The organism is Veillonella caviae (assembly GCF_003992125.1).
GTDB lineage: Bacteria > Bacillota > Negativicutes > Veillonellales > Veillonellaceae > Veillonella > Veillonella caviae.
The window spans coordinates 62,184-83,438 of sequence record NZ_RQUY01000005.1 but is presented as its reverse complement, the minus strand read 5'-3'; the positions used below and the strand labels follow the sequence as shown (position 1 = coordinate 83,438).

At 41.2% G+C, this 21,255-nt stretch carries 17 protein-coding genes; 10 read left to right on the top strand and 7 right to left on the bottom strand.

Going from position 1 to position 21,255, the window contains the following annotated elements:
• Positions 1-6: 6 nt before the first annotated feature.
• From dnaX to EO120_RS03085, 7 genes are all read left to right on the top strand, one after another.
• Positions 7-2,559 (top strand): DNA polymerase III subunit gamma/tau, encoded by a 2,553-nt coding sequence (gene dnaX / locus EO120_RS03115; protein WP_127134045.1) that lies wholly within the window; start codon positions 7-9, stop codon positions 2,557-2,559.
• Positions 2,560-2,684: 125 nt separating this feature from the next.
• Positions 2,685-3,011 (top strand): YbaB/EbfC family nucleoid-associated protein, encoded by a 327-nt coding sequence (locus EO120_RS03110; protein WP_127134044.1) that lies wholly within the window; start codon positions 2,685-2,687, stop codon positions 3,009-3,011.
• Positions 3,012-3,608, top strand: a complete 597-nt coding sequence (gene recR, locus EO120_RS03105; protein WP_127134043.1) for a recombination mediator RecR — start codon at positions 3,012-3,014, stop codon at positions 3,606-3,608.
• A 1-nt stretch (position 3,609) separates the two neighbouring features.
• Complete coding sequence (locus EO120_RS03100) at positions 3,610-3,858, top strand: hypothetical protein (protein WP_127134042.1); 249 nt, start codon at positions 3,610-3,612, stop codon at positions 3,856-3,858.
• A gap of 18 nt (positions 3,859-3,876) precedes the next feature.
• A complete protein-coding gene (locus tag EO120_RS03095) occupies positions 3,877-6,459 on the top strand; it encodes a 3'-5' exonuclease (protein WP_127134041.1) in 2,583 nt (860 codons plus the stop codon).
• An 89-nt stretch (positions 6,460-6,548) separates the two neighbouring features.
• Entirely contained in the window at positions 6,549-7,661 is a 1,113-nt protein-coding gene (locus EO120_RS03090) for an RluA family pseudouridine synthase (protein WP_127134040.1), read from the top strand.
• 164 nt (positions 7,662-7,825) lie between these two features.
• Complete coding sequence (locus EO120_RS03085; RefSeq protein WP_127134039.1) at positions 7,826-8,950, top strand: cation diffusion facilitator family transporter; 1,125 nt, start codon at positions 7,826-7,828, stop codon at positions 8,948-8,950.
• Between the two features lie 125 nt (positions 8,951-9,075).
• Here the strand turns inward: EO120_RS03085 and EO120_RS03080 are convergent, their stop codons facing one another.
• Positions 9,076-10,518 carry an amino acid permease gene (locus EO120_RS03080; RefSeq protein WP_127134038.1) on the bottom strand — a complete coding sequence of 481 codons (1,443 nt, stop codon included), beginning with the start codon at positions 10,516-10,518 and terminating at the stop codon, positions 9,076-9,078.
• 358 nt (positions 10,519-10,876) lie between these two features.
• On the bottom strand, positions 10,877-12,244 hold the full coding sequence (locus EO120_RS03075; RefSeq protein ID WP_127134037.1) for an NCS2 family permease: 1,368 nt from the start codon (positions 12,242-12,244) through the stop codon (positions 10,877-10,879).
• 139 nt (positions 12,245-12,383) lie between these two features.
• Here EO120_RS03075 and EO120_RS03070 point away from each other — a divergent pair, with 139 nt between their 5' ends.
• From EO120_RS03070 to aroD, 3 genes are all read left to right on the top strand, one after another.
• Positions 12,384-12,806: an RrF2 family transcriptional regulator gene (locus tag EO120_RS03070; RefSeq protein WP_127134036.1), complete on the top strand. Its 423-nt coding sequence runs from the start codon at positions 12,384-12,386 to the stop codon at positions 12,804-12,806.
• A 90-nt stretch (positions 12,807-12,896) separates the two neighbouring features.
• The gene (locus tag EO120_RS03065; RefSeq protein ID WP_164725717.1) at positions 12,897-14,231 is read left to right on the top strand and encodes an MFS transporter; all 1,335 of its coding nucleotides are present in this window, start codon (positions 12,897-12,899) and stop codon (positions 14,229-14,231) included.
• A gap of 12 nt (positions 14,232-14,243) precedes the next feature.
• The gene (gene aroD / locus EO120_RS03060; RefSeq protein WP_127134035.1) at positions 14,244-15,038 is read left to right on the top strand and encodes a type I 3-dehydroquinate dehydratase; all 795 of its coding nucleotides are present in this window, start codon (positions 14,244-14,246) and stop codon (positions 15,036-15,038) included.
• A 91-nt stretch (positions 15,039-15,129) separates the two neighbouring features.
• Here the strand turns inward: aroD and EO120_RS03055 are convergent, their stop codons facing one another.
• The 5 genes from EO120_RS03055 to aroB all read right to left on the bottom strand — a co-directional run bounded on the left by EO120_RS03055 (position 15,130) and on the right by aroB (position 21,248).
• Positions 15,130-16,365: a shikimate kinase gene (locus EO120_RS03055; RefSeq protein ID WP_127134034.1), complete on the bottom strand. Its 1,236-nt coding sequence runs from the start codon at positions 16,363-16,365 to the stop codon at positions 15,130-15,132.
• 109 nt (positions 16,366-16,474) lie between these two features.
• Positions 16,475-17,614 carry a bifunctional chorismate mutase/prephenate dehydratase gene (locus EO120_RS03050; protein WP_127134033.1) on the bottom strand — a complete coding sequence of 380 codons (1,140 nt, stop codon included), beginning with the start codon at positions 17,612-17,614 and terminating at the stop codon, positions 16,475-16,477.
• Entirely contained in the window at positions 17,601-18,695 is a 1,095-nt protein-coding gene (gene aroC / locus EO120_RS03045; protein ID WP_127134032.1) for a chorismate synthase, read from the bottom strand. The genes EO120_RS03050 and aroC overlap by 14 nt, the downstream gene beginning before the upstream one ends.
• A gap of 103 nt (positions 18,696-18,798) precedes the next feature.
• On the bottom strand, positions 18,799-20,070 hold the full coding sequence (aroA, locus tag EO120_RS03040) for a 3-phosphoshikimate 1-carboxyvinyltransferase (RefSeq protein WP_127134031.1): 1,272 nt from the start codon (positions 20,068-20,070) through the stop codon (positions 18,799-18,801).
• 125 nt (positions 20,071-20,195) lie between these two features.
• Positions 20,196-21,248: a 3-dehydroquinate synthase gene (gene aroB, locus EO120_RS03035; RefSeq protein ID WP_127134030.1), complete on the bottom strand. Its 1,053-nt coding sequence runs from the start codon at positions 21,246-21,248 to the stop codon at positions 20,196-20,198.
• Positions 21,249-21,255 lie beyond the last annotated feature (7 nt).

Here is a 21,255-nt window from a genome sequence, read left to right as displayed (position 1 = left end):
GTTCACATGGCGTATATTGCATTGTATCGGAAGTATCGGCCCCAAACCTTTACCGATGTGGTGGGACAGCATCAGGTCAGCCATACATTGATGCGAGCTGTTCGGGAGGATAAGGTGGCGCATGCCTATTTATTTGCCGGTCCTCGAGGTACTGGTAAAACGAGTATGGCCAAGATTTTTGCACGGGCCATTAATTGTGAACAGGGCCCTACGGACCATCCTTGCAATGAATGTACTGCTTGTAAATCTATTTTGAGCGGGCAATCTATGGATGTTCTTGAAATCGACGCCGCATCAAACCGCGGTATCGATGAAATTCGTTCCCTCCGTGAAAGTGTCAAATTCATGCCTGTAGAGGGGCGTAAAAAGGTATTCATCATTGATGAAGCTCACATGCTTACTAATGAAGCGTGGAATGCATTGTTAAAAACCATTGAAGAACCGCCAGCGCATGTGATGTTTATCTTCGCTACTACAGAAATTGAGAAATTGCCAGTTACTATTGTATCCCGTTGTCAGCGATATACATTCCGTCGCATTACATCCGACGATATTGCCCAACGTTTACAATATGTAGCATCTCAAGAAGGTTTTATTATAGACGAAAATGCAGCTCGCCTCATCGCTGTTCACGCTGATGGAGGTTTGCGTGATGCATTGAGCATTTTAGACCAATGTGTAGGTATGGCTACTGGTACTATTACATCAGATGTAGTAGAAGCGCTTATAGGTCTAGTTAGTAAGGATTGGATTATAAAATTTTTAACAGTTCTTCATAATGGCGATGGTCCAGCGGTATTGAAATATATTCACGATGCTCTGAGGGAAGGTCGGGATGGCGCTCAAATCATGGATGCTTTAATCCAACACTTACGAGCTCTTTTGATTGCTAAAGTGGCACCAGACGCAGAAGAACTGAAGATTTATGATTCTTTCCGCCATGAATTCCTAAGTCAAGCGGATAGTGTTGAATTTAGTGATATTAATCAGTACATCAAACGATTGCAGTCTATTATGAACGATGCAAAACAAGTCGATAATCCTCGTACTATCATAGAAATGGGACTGCTCGTAATGTGTGCAGGTATGACAAAATTCAGCGACGATGTGGAGGAACGGCTGACGGCGTTAGAATTAGCAGAACGGAAAGAGCGAGACGGGGTGTTAACTCGCTTGGCACAGCTGGAACAAAATGGCCCTCCTCATGTAAGTTCACCAAATTATCAGTTGCAACAGCGCAGTAATAGCGTAGCTGATGATTATGTACCACCGCCAATGGATGAGTATGAATCTGTTACAATTCATGAGGTACCTACACAATATGTGCCTCCAATAAGCCAAATAACACCGTCTATGAATGACGATAGTATGACACCAATGCCAATGAATAGAGGAACTATGCCATTGCCGATGAGTGGGAATGGCATGATACCGCCGTCAATGAATAGAGGTGCTACGCCACCGCCGATGAGTAGTACTGGCACGACACCTCCACCGTTGAATGGAGGCTTTACACCACCATCTAATCCTGTGCAAGCGGGGCCAAGACGGACATTACAAAAAGTGAATGGTGTTGCTCAAGTAGCCACTATTGGAGCCACTATGGTAGCTGCATCGGAATATAGAACGATTCAAGGGACTGTGATAAAATATTTGAAGGATAGTAATCGCTCTATGCATTCCACTATTCTTGGTAAAGGTCAACTCGTATATGTAGATAGAGAAAAGGCCGTTATGGCATTTAAAAATAAACTACATCTCAACTTGGCTACCAATGATGAAAACCGTAAAGAAATGGCAGCAGCTTTCCAATATGCATTAGGGTACCCCGTGTATATGGAGGTTGTGGATGCACTGACAACGGTGTATCAAGACTATAAAAAAGCAAGTGGCGCCAAAGTAAATAAGGCGGTGCCGCCTAAACGAGATGTTTTGCCACCCGTTGTATCGGAACATGTGCCGCCACCTACAGAGGATGATTTGTTAGATGACAATCGTTCGATTAGTCCTGATGCTCGTGAAAGTGCTAAGAATGCTGCTCTTGCAGCATTAGCGGCGCGAGGTATACAGACGCCGAAGAGTTCTAGTTCCGGTGTTCAACATCAAACGTCTAGTAGTACTAGTGATGATGTGTCGATTACAGGCTTTGATGGGAAACCGCTGACACAGAGTAAATCTGTTACATCTCAGGATGATGGCGGTGTGCCTGTAATGAGTCTCGATGGTACGCAAGTGTTAACTGATGATGGGGAAATTATCAATCGTCCCATGGATAGCGGCATGACTGTAGAGGTAGAAGCTGTCCCAAAGTCGAATAGCGGCTCACTTAATGGAGGTGTAGCCGAATCTAGTCAAGGGCAACATAATGCTGGTCATTCGCAAGCTGCTACAATAGAGATGGTAGAAATCACCCCTATTGATGCTGTTACTGTACAGCGAGAATATCAATGGGATCCGGCACATATGGGGGAAGAGGAAAAAAGCAATCCTCTTTTGGCACAAACTTTAGAAAAACTTTCAGAAGACCACGATATATATGTAGAGGTCATTGAAGAATAATTGGTTTATCCAGTATACATGCGACAGTTGTGGACACCAAAATGGCATTGAGACCGTTGTATCGTATACAGAGTATATAAAATAATTCAGAGCGAACATTCACAGTTCGAAAAGGAGGAAATACAATGTTTGGTAAAGGTATGGGTAATATGGCAGGCATGATGAAAAAGGTTCAAAAAATGCAGGCTGATATGCAAAAAATGCAGGAAGAATTGAAACAACGCACTGTAGAAGCATCCGTTGGGGGTGGCGCTGTGACTGTTGTTATGAATGGGGAAAAGGTATTGGAATCTTTGAAACTTAACCCATCTGCAGTAGACCCAGAAGACGTGGAAATGCTTGAAGATCTCATAATGGCTGCTGTTAACGAAGCAAGTAAAAAAGTAGATGACCTCTTGTCTCAAGAAATGAGCAAAGTAACAGGTGGTCTTAACTTGCCAGGTTTATTTTAAATGACAAACGCCCTTGAACGATTAGTGGAACAATTGCGTCGTTTGCCAGGCATTGGCTCTAAATCGGCGCGTCGTTTGGCATATCATTTAGTGGAAATGCCTCAAGAAGAGGTAAATCGTTTGGTAGATACTATTGTGGAAGCTAAAGGTGCTACACGTCATTGTTCTATCTGTTTTAATCTATCAGCACAAGACCCTTGTGAATTTTGTTCTAATCCAAACCGTGATAAAACAACTATTATGGTGGTGGAAACGTCTCGCGATGTTATTGCTCTTGAACGAAGTGGTGATTACAAAGGTTTATATCATGTATTAGAAGGTGCTTTGTCTCCGTTGGAAGGTATTGGCGCCGAGGATATTCGCATTAAGGAACTCATCGCACGCTTGCGCGATGGCGTTGTACAAGAGGTCATTATCGCTACGGACCCCGATGTAGAAGGGGAAGCGACAGCCCTTTATTTGGCACGCCTTCTCGCACCGAGTGGCATTAAGGTAACTCGCATTGCCCGCGGCGTACCAGTAGGTGGCGATATTGAATATGCTGATGAACTTACATTAGGTGGTGCCGTTGTGAACCGTCAAGAAATGAAAGGATAGTATGGAATTTTTATTAGCCTCACCAATTGTATCGACCATCGTGTCGATTATCGTTGCTTACGTTGCTTTCAAAGTCGCATTTTTTACCATTAAAAAAGTGGCTATGAACGTAGTAACAGGTTTTATTACTTATTGGGTATGTGTATATATTTTAAATATTCCTATGGATATTGGATTCGGCATTTGGGCCTTAACAGTTCTCTTTGGACCGATTCCGATGATTTTAGCAGCTGTGTATTATTGGCTCTAATCTATGAGGGAGGATACGATGGTTATCAACAGTCAACAACAACGCGTCATTGACGAATTGGACCGGAATATTCTCTTGTTGGCGTCCGCAGGGACGGGAAAAACGAATACATTGGCGTACCGTGTGGCCCATATCATCGACAGTGGCCGTGCTGAAGCGCAGAATATCTTGTGTATGACCTTTACTAATAAGGCGGCGAACGAGATGAAATCACGCATTCAGACTTTAGTTGGTAACGCCGCCAAGGCTGTGGAGATTAGTACGTTCCACAGCTTTTGTTTTTACATATTGCAACAAGAGGGGAAACGTGATGAGTCGCTCTATACGGATGTGACTATATTTGATGAAGAGGATTGTAAAGAACTATATATGTCGCTTAAACCTGCTCAAATGAGGGATATGAACTTTGCCAACCTTATTAGCACTGTCAAGGAACACCGTTCTATATATGGGTTTTATTCTGGTAATGTCCTTGTTGATTATGAAAATACCATTCAACGGTTGCGCCGTGATCGGGAACGTAATATAGAAAAGTTGTTCTATCATTTTAATAATCTGAATAGTGATGCTCTCTCCGATTTTTGGGTCCATGGTCATGAATGGATGACTGCTTATGATGAAAACCTTCAGCATGTGCATGGTGTAGATTTTACGGATTTGATTTGCGGAGTCCATCGTTTATTCCAAGAACCTGATGTGCGCGAGCGCTGGCGCAGTCGATATCAATATATCGCGGTAGACGAAATGCAGGATACAGGAATCTTAGAATACAAGGTTATGGAAATGCTCTGGGCAGGCAATCATGTGCTCTTATGCGGTGATTACTTTCAAACCATTTACGAATGGCGTGGTTCTGATCCATTTCGATTGCTTGCTGATTTTACTCGTGATTTCGACCCCTTAAAAATTATTTTTTACGAAAACTATCGTTCCAATCGTACTTTATTTACGATGGCTTTTGACACATTAACAACTATGTTCCCTGAGTTAGTCGGTTCTGTGTACGATGAAATGCCTCGCTCTCACTCCGCTAGTGATGGTGAACCAGTCCTTGTGAAAGCGTGCCGCACGGAGTACAATGAGGCAAAATATATATATGATGCCATTTGTGCATTACCAAAGGATAGATCCATTGGTGTCCTCGTTCGAGATAATCGGAAAGCGCAGCGCTTAAGTGAGCAATTTAATCGCTTTAATGGAGATAAGCCAGAGTCTGAGCGCCGTGAATTTATGATTATTGATGAATACAAATTTTTCCGACGCCAAGAGATTAAAGACATTATGGCCTATTTCAAGCTTTTGATGAATCCTAATGATGCGGTCAGTGCGAAACGGATTATCAAACGCTATGTAGCAGGTATTGGTGAGGCTCGTATTCGCGATATTGAAAGTTCTAACAATCGTCAAGTAGGCTTGAAATTGACGGATTTTATGGATATGCCTATATTTGAGTCGGAGCCGTATGCTAAACTCGTCACAGGCTTAGAACATGATGAAGTTGTCGTATATGATGTAGAGAGTACTGGTACAGATACGATGCAGGATCGGATTATTCAAATCGCCGCCATTCGTATGGATAAACAGGGGAATGCTTTAGAAACCTTTGAACGATTTATTAATCCGAGTATATCTGTGGGCGATTCACAGGCTGTACATGGATTTAGTGATGATTATTTGCAAAAACATGGGGAATCTCCTGTGGCGGTATTAGAAGATTTTAAGAAATTTTCTAAGAATCGCGTCATTGTAGGTCATAATGTAAATTATGATATTAGCATTTTGAGCCATGAATTAGCTCGTCATAATTTAGGCGAACCACAGTTTAAAGCTGTTTATGACACGCTAGATATTTTTCGGCGTTTCTATCCTCATTTAGAAAATCATAAGTTAGGATTCTTATCTTCTTATTTCCCTATTAATCATACGCCAACTCACAATGCAATGGATGATATTATCGCTACTGGTCAGCTGTTGTTGTATGCAGTGCGAGAAAATATTGTGCCAACTACGACTGCTCGTATGGTGGCTATTAACCAGTATAAATCTGCTTTCACCAGCATTGCGTCTCAAATGGCCACATTGCGTCGCAAGATGCATACGGAAAAACCTACGCAGCTATTGGCCTACATTATGAATCAAATGGGTGTACTGGAATATTATAAATCTCATGGAGAAATGGCAAAGGTTGAATATATTAGGCAATTGTATCGCATTATGGAGTCCTTAGATAAGGAGTACGAAGGAAGTACAGGATTGGCTCGGCTAAATCATATTTTACAATTAGCTGCTCTTACTGCAGGGGAACCGCAACGACAGGGACAAGACCGAATCCCTATTATTACGGTACACCAATCGAAGGGAAGCGAGTTTGACTATGTATTCCTGTCAGGCATGAACCAAGGTGTATTCCCAAGCCTTATGGCGTTAAAAGAAGGTAATGAAGACGAAGAAAAACGACTGTTTTATGTGGCTGTTACAAGGGCAAAACAAGAATTAGTTATTACCTATACACAAGAGGCACAGCGGGGAAAACAAAGCGAGCCAAGCGCATTCCTCAATTATTTGCCAAAGGATTCTCAATTAGTAGAATGGCGTAGCTAAGTATTACATATTAGTTTTTGGAGTTAAGAATTGAATACTAACCTTTCTTATATACAAAGAGCTACTCGATTAGTAGAAAGGAGACGTTAATGGCGCGTAAAACATATCGACCTGATGATATACTGTGGACTATTACGGATGAACATATCAAGCAGGTCAAATCTGTAAATGTTGGGGCTTCAGATGCTACGATGGTTACATTAGGTTCTTTATTAGATACTATGTATCCACGGAAAGCGATGGCAAAGCTTTTTGAAGAAAAACTTATTTATGTTAATGATCATAAGGCGAACCCTCATACGGTCGTAACCGTCGGTGATGAGGTGTGGATTGCAATGGCGAAGGAAAAAATCGACTATTCTCCAGCGCCTATGGATTTGGTGGTTCTTTATGAAGATGAGGACTTACTCATTGTGGATAAACCAGCAGGTTTAACGGTGAACTCGCAGAATCAAATATCCTTGGCAAATGGTGTGGCACAGTATTTTAAAGACCGTGGTATTAAAAGAAAAATTCGTTTTTTAAATCGCCTAGATAGAGATACGACAGGCTGTATCGTCATTGCTAAAAGCGGTTTAGCCCAAAGTTTATACCAGCAACAAATGGATAATGATATCTTTGAAAAATGGTATAGAGCTACGGTGGAAGGTGTGTTAGTAGAGCCGCAAGGGTCCCTAGAGTTTCCTATGCGTAAATCTGCTGATGGTATTCATTATGAGGTACATAGTAATGGCGTTATGACCCGCACAGATTATAAGGTGGTAGTGCCTAATCATGATTCTCATGCAATTATTAAAAATGAGATGCTGGATACCGCATCTGTAGATATAAGCAGACATTTACCAGGAGTTGTGGATAAATCTGTGAGTAACTATGGTGTAATTGTGGATAATGTGGATAACTCTGTGGGTAATATAGAGCCTAATGTGGGCAATATATCGGCTGCTGGGGATAATTCTGTGTATAACTGCGAAGATAACCACAGGAATATACCGGTAAATAGTGGAACGACGGCAGTGGATATTCGATTATGGACTGGTAAGACCCATCAGATTCGCGTTGCTTTCAGTCACTGTGGACATCCTCTCGTAGGGGATACCTTATATGGTGCGCAACCTACAGGGAAACCATTTAAATTACGGGCTGTGCGGGTTATTTTTAATCATATACGTACAGGTCAACGTATAGAGGTGCGGGTTTAATAGATGTATGCACCATTTGCAAGTATTAAGTAAGATTAGCATATTTAGCTCCGTCTATAGTTTATGTATTCAATTCATTATCATTTAACAATGACAAATGATAATTGATAAGCTATAATATAAAATAGATTTATATTGGTGTAAAACTATATAAGAGGTGTTATATGATTTTAGAAGAGCATAGTGCAGAGCGTAATCGCGGTATTACTATGACCAGTATTAAAGGAATTATTGGTAATGTGCTGCTAGTAGCTTTTAAAATGTTTGTAGGATTGGCATCTAATTCTATTGCAATTATTCTTGATGCAGTGAATAATTTAACCGATGTGTTATCTTCTGTTTTGACTATTATAGGTACAAAACTAGCGTCTAAAAGTGCTGATAAGGAGCATCCTTTTGGGCATGGTCGCATTGAATATATGACAACTATGGCTATTGCTTTTATCATACTTGGTGCCGGCATTATGTCCTTGAAGGAATCAGTGGAGAAAATTATTCATCCTGAGCCATCTGTGTTTGATATTCCGGGGCTTATCATCATTACTGTGGCCATTGTTGTGAAAGTTGTGATGGGGTGCTATGTAAAAGCACAAGGTGAAAAATATAAGTCCGACGCCCTCGTTGCATCTGGTATAGACGCATTATTTGATGCAGTTATTACTTTTGCTACGTTGATTTCTGCAGGGCTTGTGTATTTTTTTGATTTCGATATCCAAGGTTATGTAGGGGCTATTATTGCTCTATTTATTTTGAAAGCTGCCTTTGATATTCTTCGTGAAATGTACAATCATCTCATAGGGATTCGTGCTGACGATAATCTTGTTCGTGAAATCAAGGAAACCATTGCTCAACATCCACAAGTGGGTGGCGTTTACGATTTAGTATTAAATAGCTATGGATCTGGCGAAACTATTGGTGCTGTTCATATTTCTTTGCCAGAAAACTTGACAATAGGTGAAATCCATCCGCTTACAAAAGGTATTGCCGTGCATATGTATAAAAAATTCGGCATTGCTATGACTGTTGGTGTATATGCAGAGAATGACCCTAATTTAGAAGTATCTGCTATTCGTCAAGCCTTAGATCAAGTTATTAGTTTATATACTCATGTAGTTCAAATTCATGCTTTCTACGTTCGATTAGATAAAAAAATAATTTACTATGATATTATTTTTGACTTTGATGAAGAAGACCCATACGGCACATTAGAGAAAATTAAAGCAGAAATGAAAATACGATATCCAGACTATGCACAGTTTGCCATCGTGGATACGGATTTTAGCAACTAGAGTTAATCGCTCTTACTCCTATACGGATGGGAAGCATCTCAATAAGAATATGTTTCCTCTTAATTTAAAATAAGTATATAAAAAAGCCGCCCCAACACGGGGCGGCTTTCAGTATACCTAAGTGATTAAATTACATAATCATCGTGGGCTTCTTTTTTAGTTTTATTATAGTGTTCTTTCACACCTGCCATATCGATGAGTTCTTCTCCTAAGGCGTCAGTATCATCGGTGTTAAGCATGGAGTAGAAGGCCCATAGAATAATGAACCAAATTGGTGTGAACAATAGGGCGATACGTGTATCTTCGTTTAATGCAAGGATAACGAGGATGAATACGAAGAACGCCAAGATAAGATAATTCATCACCGGATAAAGCGGCATTTTGAATTTTGATTGTGCTGCTAGTTCCGGATTATGTTTACGGTATTTCATATGGCAAATAACCATCATAGCCCAAATAAAAATAAAGCAGAATGTAGATATAGATGTAATCATTACGAATACTGCTTCTGGCATTACGTAGTTTAGAACGACAGTAATGAGCAATACGGCAGCGGAGAAAATCGTTGCTTGGTATGGTACACTGCTATGTGTTAAACGGCGCATAGATTGCGGTGCATGACCGCGTTTTGCCAAGGCGTAAATCATACGGCCTGTACTGAAAATACCGGAATTCGTTGCCGATGCGGCAGAGGTGAGAACAACGAAATTAACAATACCTGCTGCGGCTGTAATGCCAACGGCGGTGAATACCGCTACAAATGGGCTTGCTGCAGGATTAACGGCTGTCCATGGGTAAATGCTCATGATAATAGCGAGGGAACCGATATAGAATAAAATAATGCGCAATGGAATATTGTTGATAGCCATTGGGATTACTTTTTCTGGGTTTTCTGTTTCACCTGCTGTGAGACCTACTAGCTCGATTCCTGTGAAAGCAAATACGACCATTTGGAATGATAGTATAAAGCCCATCGTTCCGTTCGGGAACCAGCCGCCATAATTCCATAGATTCGTAAATGCTGCCGCCCCCGCATCAGTTGTAAAACCAGAAAGAATCATAATGATGCCGATAACGATGAGGGATACAATAGCAACAACCTTAATCATGGCGAACCAGAATTCCATTTCGCCGAAATGTTTAACCGCTGTTAAATTCATAAGCAGTAAGGCGACGAGGACTAGTAAGGCCGGTATCCATTGGGGGAGCCATGGTATCCAATATTGCATATATAGGCCAACTGCCGTTAAATCAGCCATAGCTAGTGACAGCCAACAGAACCAGTATGTCCAACCGGTGATAAACGCTGCTCGATCGCCGAGGTATTCTTCTACGAAATCTATAAAGGAGTGATGGTTCAAGTTAGATAATAATAATTCTCCTAATGCTCTCATAATAAAGAAGCAAATAATACCTGTAATTAAATAGGCGAAGAGAATGGATGGCCCTGCTAAGTGAATAGCACGACCAGAGCCCAAGAATAAACCAGTCCCAATGGCGCCACCGATAGCGAGCAATTGAACATGTCGATTCTTGAGGCCCCGTTTTAACTGATGATTGTCAGACATAGTAAGACCTCTTTTCTACAACTATACTGCCGTTCGGTACGGCTCCATTCAGTGACGTGGTATCACACAGGAGGCTGTGTTTTTATCTTTCTATACACAACATATGTTAGTTGTGTATAGAAAGATAAAAACAAAAAGCTATGGGTAAACCATAGCTTTCAATACTGTACTAGGCTAATAATATGTTATATTCTATAGTATCTATTGGTAAATGTCAAATGTATTTTTGGAGTAGACAAATAAGTGCGATATAGAGTATGAAAATATGATTATTAGTAGTTCTAATAGTAAGAGTTATAGCTACATTAAAAGGACGCCCCTATTGTGGGACGTCCTTTTGAGTTTGCATTGTGTTATGTTAGAAGAAAATGTAGCGTATAAGCACAAGAATAGCTAATACATACATAATCCAATTAATTTCTTTTGCACGACCTGCTACGATTTTGAGTAGCGGATATGCTACAAGTCCAGCAGAGATACCATTAGCAATGCTATAAGTGAATGGCATCAATGCGATAACGAGGAATGCAGGGAAACCTTCTGTCCAGTCATCGAAGTCGATGTCTTTGATAGCACCTAGCATCAATGCACCTACTAAGATAAGGATAGGAGATGTAGCTGCATTAGGTACTAATAATACTAATGGAGATACAAATAGGCAGATGAGGAATAATACACCTGTTGTTACCGCCGTTAATCCTGTACGGCCACCAGCGCCGACACCGGAGGCGCTTTCAACGAAAGCAGTAATCGTAGATGTACCAAGAAGGGCCCCAGCACTCACGCCAATAGCATCTACTGTCATTGCTTTGCCAAGTCCTGGGAAAGAACCAGTTTTTGGATCAGCTATTTTGGCTTTTGTAGCAGTCCCAATAAGTGTGCCCATCGAGTCAAATAATTCTACGAAAGTAAAGGAGAAAATGATTGTAATGAGCCCCATATGCAAAGCACCAGGAATGTCTAGTTCAAAGAATGCTGCTTTAGAAAAATCAGGAATAGCAAAGATTTGGAAATGTTCTGGTAATGTAGATAATCCTGTAGCATAGGATATGATAGTTGTTACGAGAACGCCAATTAATAGAGAGCCTTGAACGTTACGAGCCATTAAGAGTGACGTAAACATCAGGCTGAATAAGGCGAGTAATGTATTACCGTCTTGTAAGTTGCCGAGAGTCAACAATGTTTCAGATGCTGGTGGCACCATGTTGCCATGGGTTTGTACTACTTGCCCTAAAGAGTTAGGGGACAAGCTAATGGAAATAGCCATAAGACCAGATAATTTAAGACCAATGATGGCAATGAATAAACCAATACCTACAGTTATAGCTACTTTCATAGATGCTGGTATGCCTTCTACAATCATTTGACGGATAGATGTTAAGGTGAGTACGAGGAACACAAGACCAGAAATAAATACCGCACCGAGCGCCGTTTGCCATGAAATGCCCATGCCCATAACGACAGTAAAGGAATAGAAGGCTAAGAGACCTACACCAGGAGCTAATGCAATGGGATAGTTAACAAAGAGCCCCATTGCAATTGTTACAAGACCACCACCTAAAGCGGTAGCAATGAGAACAGCATCTTTATCCATGCCTGCGAGACTTAGGATATTAGGTGCTAAGAATAAAATATACGCCATCGTGATAAATGTTGTAATACCGGCTAATATTTCTGTTTTTACCGTCGTATTACGTTCTCGGAGCGTAAATAGTTTATCTAACATTAGATAATCCTCCTTATGAAATTAAAAAAGAACGAAAATAGTCTTTGTATAGTATATAGTACCATATTTTCCAGTATTTTTTGTAGGAATTTGTGTTATACTAGTACTATATATGAGATATATAATAGGGGTTTAACATATGAAAATTTCTACGAAAGGGCGTTATGCCTTGCGCATCCTGGCGGATATTGCAGAGCACGGCGGTGATAAGAATGTACCTATCCGTGAAATTGCAGCACGTCAAGGATTTTCAGATAAATATTTAGAAGGCATCGTATCCCGTTTGTCGTCGGCTGGTCTTGTACAATCTGGGCGTGGTAAATACGGCGGGTATCGATTGGTAAAGAGCCCTGCAGAATACAATGTATATGAAATTTTATACGCAGCAGAGGATTCTATTGCTCTTGTATCTTGTTTAGAAGACGATGTAGAACCATGTCCTATGTTTAACGATTGTTTGACGGCGCCGTTATGGAAACATTTACAAGACGAGTTTCGTCACGTCATGGAGCGGGTATCTTTGCAAGATGTGATGGAACAGACATTTCCACATGAAGGATAGTGAAATATAAGTCGCATAGCAGTATGCGACTTATATTTTATAGATTTGCTATATACAATTTGTATATACTCATAGGCACAGGGAGACTTTATGAATCAACCATTAGACGATATAGCTCGTGGAGGCATGCGTAATGTGTGGATTATCACCATTAGCATGACGGTGCTTGCTATCTGTTATACAATGATTGTACCGTTTTTACCAATTTATTTATTAGAATTAGGTGTTCAAGATGATGAGGTGGCCCTATGGTCTGGTCTCGTATTCGGTATTACCTTCTTGATTGCGGGTATTATGGCACCTATATGGGGAAAAATTGCGGATAATAGGGGTAAAAAAATGATGGCCCTTCGCGCAGGATTTGCCATCGCCGTATCATATATTATTATCGCTTTTGTTACCGACCAATGGCAATTATTGTTGGGCCGTGCATTTCAAGGGTTTGCCAATGGATTCTATCCAGCGGCGATGACTATGGTATCTCTTAGCGTAGATGAAAAACGAGTAGGTCGCGCCCTTGGTATTTTCCAGGTAGGTCTTATTCTAGGTAATGTGATAGGACCTTTTCTCGGAGGTGCTGTTGAAAGTTTAGTGGGCATGCGTCCAGTATTCCTTATTTCTGGCGTTGCCGTATTCGTCGCTACTCTCGCTGTGTGGGCTTTTGTAAAAGAACCGCAAATGGCACCGGTGGAAGGTGTAGATAGAACCAAGGCATATACTAAGGATTTACCAGCTAATGCTAATCATCAAACAGTATCACAGCATGATCACCATGTTGTTCCTAGTGAGGAAGAACGACAAGAGTTGAAATATGATAAGGAGCACACATCTATATGGGATGACTTTAAACTAGTTCGTAATAATCCTGTTCTCATTCGATTATTGTGGATTTATTTTTTTATGCAATGTGCTATCCTCATGTTGCAACCTATTCTGGCGCTTTATGTAGGCCATATGCAAGGAACTATGGAGGGGGCTGCCATTATTTCCGGTACGATTCTTAGTATCGGTGGACTTGCTGGTGCATTGACTACCAATATTTGGGTACGAATTGGTGAGAAACAAGGGTATTTTAATACCATTTCATATTGTATGGTAGGTTCTGGTGTTGTTTTGCTATTACAAAGTTTACCTGTTGGTGTATGGTGGTTTGGAGTATTGCAAATTCTTGTAGGTTGTTTTATCGTTGGAATTAATCCATCGTTGAGTGCCGCGGTGACAATGAATACGGAACCTACTTTTAGAGGGCGTATGTTTGGTATGACTACTACGGCGCAACAATTTGGATCTATGGTCGGTCCTATGTTTGCTAGCATGGTGTCTACTTGGTTGGGGTATCCTTATGTGTTTGGCCTAGCTGGTGCGTTATTATTATATTTAGGTTGGAATGTACGCCGATTTTATGTATCTATTCAGAAAGGGTAGAAAGGAGTCATTATGATCCGTATCGGTCAAGTCGTACTTGGTGAAAAGGGTACGAAGATTTGCGTGCCGATTGTGGGCACTACTGAAAAAGAGATATTGGATGCAACACGAGTGGCTTGTCATTCGGAATGTGATGTAGTGGAATTACGCATTGATTATTTTGAAAGGGCTCATTCTATAGATGCTATTTTTGAACTATTGATGCTCATTAAGCCACAGTTAAGAGGCCGCGGTTTATTATTCACTTGGCGTACAAAAAACGAAGGTGGGGAGAAATCAATCACTAGCGATGCATATTTCACCATGTTAGAACGATTGATTCCGACTGGACTTGTAGATGCTATAGATATTGAGCTATTCTTCAATCAAGAACGCATGGTGAAAACCATTGAATTTGCGAAAATGCACAATGTTACTGTTGTGATGAGCAATCATGATTTTAATGGTACACCTGAACGGGGAGTTATCGTGAATCGATTGCTACAAATGAAAGAATTCAAAGCAGATGTGCCTAAAATTGCTGTTATGCCACACACTAGTGGTGATGTACTAACATTATTAGAAGCCACGGCAGAGGTGAGATCCTTATATCCTGCGGATCCAATTATTACTATGGCTATGGGGCCATTAGGTGCTATTACACGTGCAGCTGGCGCTGTATTTGGCAATGCTATGACCTTTGGTGCTGCTGGCAAAGCATCGGCACCAGGACAAATCGAAGTACATACTCTTAAAACAATTTTAGATGCTGTCGATATGGATGGTGTCTTTGATGAAAAACAACATAATCGGGAACGAGTGCATTAAAAAGGGGCTCTATAATACATGAGAGGCAATAACCAAACATGTATTATAGAGCCCAAAAAGTCGGCAAGAGCCGACTTTTTTATATTCAATTTCACAGAATATTAGATTTAAAATCTGTAATAATTTCCTCCATTGTTTGAGGTAAATTTCGTTCATAGTTCAAGATAGTTTGTGCAAAGGATTCATACATTGGAGTGCGGATAGCCTCTAGTTCGCGTAGTCTATCAAGCCCCCCATTGGAGAGAACGCGTCCTTTGGTATCGAGGTTTTCAATGGACGTTTTGAGCTGGTAAATACGGCCGTTTTGGCGAAGGTGAACAAAGTTTTTCGGTACTGTTACACAACCACCGCCCGTAGAGATAACTTGGCCTGTTTCTTTTCCTACTTTGGCGAGCATTTCCGTTTCTTTTTCCCGAAAAGTTGCTTCGCCGTGCTCCGATATATAGTCAGATACATTGCCAATTTCTTTTTCTAGTTCTTTATCAATGTCAATCCATGGACGGTTTAATTTTTTACCTAAGGCTTCGCCCACCGTTGTTTTACCAACACCTGGCATGCCGATAAGAATAATATTTTCCTTTTCTTCGCGAATATCTCGCAATATAGATTCGATTTCAGCAGTGCCAAAACTTTCACTCTGGAAATGGTTAGCAGCCACAACACCTTGGGCAACGAGGAAAGGGAGACCGTCCATGTGAGGTATATCCATCATTTCAGCCTGTAATAAGAGCACGGATCGACGTGGATTGTAAATGAGGTCCACTACGCCTTGGAGATTTGTAAACTGTGTTACATTGATGAGATTTGCTGGACCATGGGGATACATGCCTACTGGTGTACAGTTGATGATAACCTGCGCCGTATTATAATACTGTTCCACATCGTTATAGAATGGTGGATTATGGCGAGAGAGGTGGATGATCTCGCTTGCCTCTAAATCCTCAAGGGCGATATGAACTGTTTGAGATGAAGCCCCGTCGCCTAAAATGATGCATTGTTTTCCTTTTACAGAAATACCTGCATGTTCCAAAGTGAATAGGAATCCGTCGTAATCTGTATTGTAACCATGCCATTTGTCATCTTTGCGCACCATAGTGTTAACGCAGCCAATTCGTCGGGCACGGTCATCTATCACTTCACAATAATCCATGGCGTGGATTTTGTAAGGAATGGTGATATTAGTACCTTGTAAATCAGAATCGTTAAAGTAGTTAGCTAATTCGCTCGGTTCTTTTTCAAATAAATCGTAATTCGTATTTCCCAAGGCGCTATGAATGCGCGGTGAGTAACTATGACCTAGTTTTCTGCCTAGTAAACCAAATTTCATAGGACCTCCTAATTTCCTGTGTTAGCTTCTATAGAGATATCCTCTATAGGAGCGCATATATACCTGTATATTTATTATAAAGATGGGATTCATCGCAACTAGTAGGCGATTAATTTTCTGGATAGTTCCCTAACAATCGGAATTTATCTTGTGACGTGTGTAATTCTGCTAAGACAGATAATACCTTAGGATCTGCTAAGGATGCTTCTAAATCAAGGTAGAAGAGGAACTCGAAATTGTGGCCTACAATTGGCCTTGACTCTAATTTCGTAAGGTTTACTCCAATATTAGCGAACTTAGTAAGCAGTGTACCAAGACCACCTGGTGCATGGGTAGCAGTAGTGACTACAGAAATTTTATTGGCTCCTGGGTAAACGTGAAAGTTTTTGCTAATGCAAATAAATCGGGTATAGTTATTGTCGCTATTTTGAATATTGCGAACAATAGGTGTTAAATTATATAGTTCTGCACATTGTGGTGCTGCAATAGCAGCTACGCCTGGATCATCGCTGGCTGCTACCATTTGTGCTGCTCGTGCTGTATTGTCGAAGGAACGTAATGTGACGTCTTTCAATGATTCAAGGTAATGGCTACATTGACCAAGAGCTTGTGGGTGGGAAATAATGGTGTGAATATCTTCTAATTTTGCCCCTTTTTTGACTAGTAAATCATGGGAAACCCATAATCGTGTACTGCGTACGATATAACATTTTTTTTCTTCTAATAAATCGTATACTTCTTTGACCGAACCATTGGAACTATTTTCAATAGGCAATACACCGAACTCACATTCCCCAGATTCTACTGCATCAAATACAGCACGGAATCCTGTAACATAGTGGATTTGGCTAAGTGGCAATAGGCGGTCGCATGCCATTTGTGCATTGCTACCGAATACGCCAGCACAAGCAACACTGCCGCGTTGAGGTGGTAGTTGTGGAGATTCTGCAACGGCTTTTTTCATTTTTTGTGTAAATTCCGTATTTTGGAATAATTGTTCCGCTTGGTACGTGCGACTCAAGCTGAACAATGCTTCAAAAAAGCGACGGGCGTATAAATCCATATCTGGACCTGCTGCGAGAGTTACTTTGTCCAGAATATCTCGTTCCCGTTTAGGATCGTAAACGGCTTTGTTCATTTCTTTTTTTGCCGCTGCCACGTCTTTGGAGAGGGCCATGCGCTCTTTAAATAGCGCCAACATTTGGTCGTTTATGGAATTAATTTTAAGGCGTACTTCATCTAAGTTCATGGTCAATATCTCCTAGGAAATCAAGAATAACGAGGGCGGTTATGGCTTCGATAACCGGTACGGCACGGAGTGCTACACATGGATCGTGGCGCCCTTTGATAACGAGCAATGTATCCTCTTGTTGCGATAAGGACACGGAATGCTGTTCTTTATAAATCGATGGCGTCGGTTTAATACCTACTTGCATGATTAGCGGTAAACCATTGGTGATGCCACCTTGGATGCCGCCGCTATGATTAGTGGTAGTCGTAATATGGCCGTCTTTTATGGTGAAAGCATCATTTACGTCAGAACCAAGGGCGCTACACATGTCGAAACCACCCCCAAAGGACACGCCTTTGATGGCTGGCACACCAAAAATAGTGCGGGCTAAACGGTTTTCAATGCCATCGAAATTTGGATTTCCAAGGCCTACAGGGATGCCTGTAGCGATTACCTCTACAATGCCGCCTGTGGAATCACCATCTTTTTTGAGCTGCAGTACTAACTCTTCTACTTCTGAGCGTTTGCTATGATCGAGCATAGCTATAGGCTCTGTTGCTATGCTTGCTAAGGCATTCATATCTGGATGTACCATATCGATAGGACTGTCTTGAATGGAACCTACTTGTTTTAAATGACCGTGGATTTCAATGCCCTTCTCACGCAATAATTGGATAGCAATACCGCCAGCTACGCAAAGTGGAGCAGTAAGGCGTGCCGAGAAATGACCGCCACCGCGCATATCGACTTTGTCACCGTAGCGCATGCGGGCTGTAAAATCCGCATGAGAAGGACGAGGAATATCTCGTAAATTATTGTAATCACTAGAATGTTGTGATGTGTTGCGAATCATAAATGCCAATGGAGAACCGCTGAGCATGCCGTCTACAATGCCCGATAAAAATTCAGGCACATCTGCTTCTTTGCGTTGTGTTTGTAATTGATTTTGACCTGGTGCACGGCGTTTTAAAAATTGTTGTAATTCGTCGATATCGATGGTGTGACCACAAGGTAGACCTTCTACAACGCCACCAATGGCATATCCATGAGACGCGCCAAAGGTCGATACTTGTATAGTTTTACCGAAATTAGATGCCATATGGTGTAACTCCTTATAGATGTATTTCTTTAAATGGGAGAGTGTTTATTAATAGTACTATTATACTAAATACATAGCCTTATTATCATGATGATAGGCAGGCTTAGATTTCTGTAGCGTTACCACCTAATTGATTCCAATCTTCAAAAAAATCTGGATAGGACTTAGTAATAGCTTCGCTGTCTTTTAATGTGACTGGTTGTTCACTAATCAATGCCATCAAGGTACCTGCCATAACTAAACGATGATCGTTGACGCAGTCGCCGTGGCCACCTGTAAGGGTACCGTTTCCGATGATAAATAGATTATCACCCTCTTCGCGCACCGTACCACCCAAATCGCGTACTAAATTGGCTACTGCTATGAGGCGATCTGATTCTTTTAAACGAAGGCGGGCACCGTTTATAAAAGAGCTTTCACCATTTACAGAGCAAGCGAGAGCCGCCATAACAGGTAGCATATCAGGCATTTGCTCAAGATCTACATGAATCGGTTTTGTTGCACGTCCAGATACGGTAATATTCATATTAGCCCATGTGATATGGCAACCAGAATCAATAATAACCTGCATGATGCGGCGATCTGCTTGAACGGAATTCTCATTCATTCCTGTAATCGTTATAGGCTGACCACTCATAGCTGCTGCTACCATCCAGATGGCAGTATTAGACCAATCACCTTCGATTTGGTACTCTTTTTTGCCTGTAAAAGTTGCATTAGCGGGAACTGTAAATGTTTCGTTTTCTGTAGGACTAGGTACATTGTGATCTACAGTGACACCGAAATCCTTCATTGTTTCTGTTGTTAATGTTACATAATCGCTAGATTGTAATGGCGTAGTACAAGTAATAGTCGTATTTGTATCGAGTTGTGGCGCTGCAAGGAGGAGACCAGAGAAAAATTGACTACTTACATCGCCTACCATTGCAAAATTACCACCTTGTAATTTTCCTGTTATGGTAAATGGTGGTTTGTCTTGAGAAAATGTAACACCGTGAGACTTCATTTCTCCTAACATCGGTTCTAATGGTCGTTCTGGTAAACGCCCTTTTGCATCTACTTCTACGGTGTCACATAGAGAAGCTGACACTGGTAATAGTAAACGTAAGGTTGTACCAGATTCATGAGGTACAACAGAGCCTTTTTGGGGAGCAGGGCCTGGTGTAACCGTAACAATTTTGTTTTCATAGTTTATAGTAGCACCAAGACAGCGGAGAGAATCCATAGTAGCATCAATATCTTTTGATGTACGGCTCAATATAATAGTGGATGGCGACGTAGCTAAGGCAGCACAAATAAGAGCGCGGTGAGCGTGGGCCTTTGCTGGAATCGATGCAATAGTACCTGTAGGAATAGCGTTCGTAACGGAATGCATAGGGAACTCCTTAATTGAATAGAGAGCAATCTCAAATCTTCAGTGTTATACATTGAGACTTGCTAAAATATGCAGTGAAGATGATATATAGGATGTGTAGTGAAGATGATAGATAAATATAGTAATTATACTAGATACTCAGCTAATTGTTCGTGTGTTACCTTTTTCAGTGCACTAGAACCATAGCTAGTAGGGATGACGATTTTGATAGTGGCACCTTCGCTTTTTTTGTCATGTTTTGCGGCGATGAGCATCTCTTCTTTTGTAATGCTTGTAGATGTAGGTAGATTGTGAGCTTCTAAGAGGGCTTTTAATTTATCTACTACTACTGGGTCGAGATTATCATTTTTGACCGCCCCTTGGGCCATTAACATCATGCCAATAGCTACGGCGTAGCCGTGGTGTACTTCAAAGTGGCTGGCATTTTCGATACCATGACCAAAGGTGTGACCTAAATTGAGTAGGGCTCTAACACCGGATTCGCGTTCATCTTGTTCTACGATATCCGCTTTTGCTTGTACGCAACGAGCAATGACATCGCCAACAGTATCACGATGGGTAATGAGCGGTTTGTTTTCTAATTGAGTCAATAGACCTGGTACATCGAGGAATCCATATTTTATGATTTCACCACATCCATTAATCCATTCTACATCTGGCAATGTATTTAGTGTAGTTGGATCGCAGAGAACAAGAATGGGTTGTTTGAAAGCACCCCATAGATTTTTACCAGATTCTAAATTGACTGCTGTTTTGCCACCTACTGAGGAGTCCACTGCAGCGAGCAACGATGTAGGAATTTGCACATAGTCGATGCCTCGTAAATAGGTGGCTGCTGCAAACCCAGCCATATCGCCTACAACGCCGCCACCGAGGGCGACGAGTAAATCTTTACGCGTTAACGATTGAGAGGCCATATATTCGATTAAATCGATGAGTTGATGAGCGTTTTTAGAACTTTCACCAGCAGGGAATACATAATCGTAGACCGTGTAACCAGCGGACTCAAACTGGGCTTTTACAGTAGGTAAATAATGAGCTGCCACATTTGTATCAGTAACGATAATGACCTGACAGGTCGGTTTCAATGGCTGTACATAGTCGGTGACGCGATGAATGGCGTCGGATTCTATGATTACGTCATACGATTCAGATGCGTTGATATGGATGCGGGGCATAGGATAT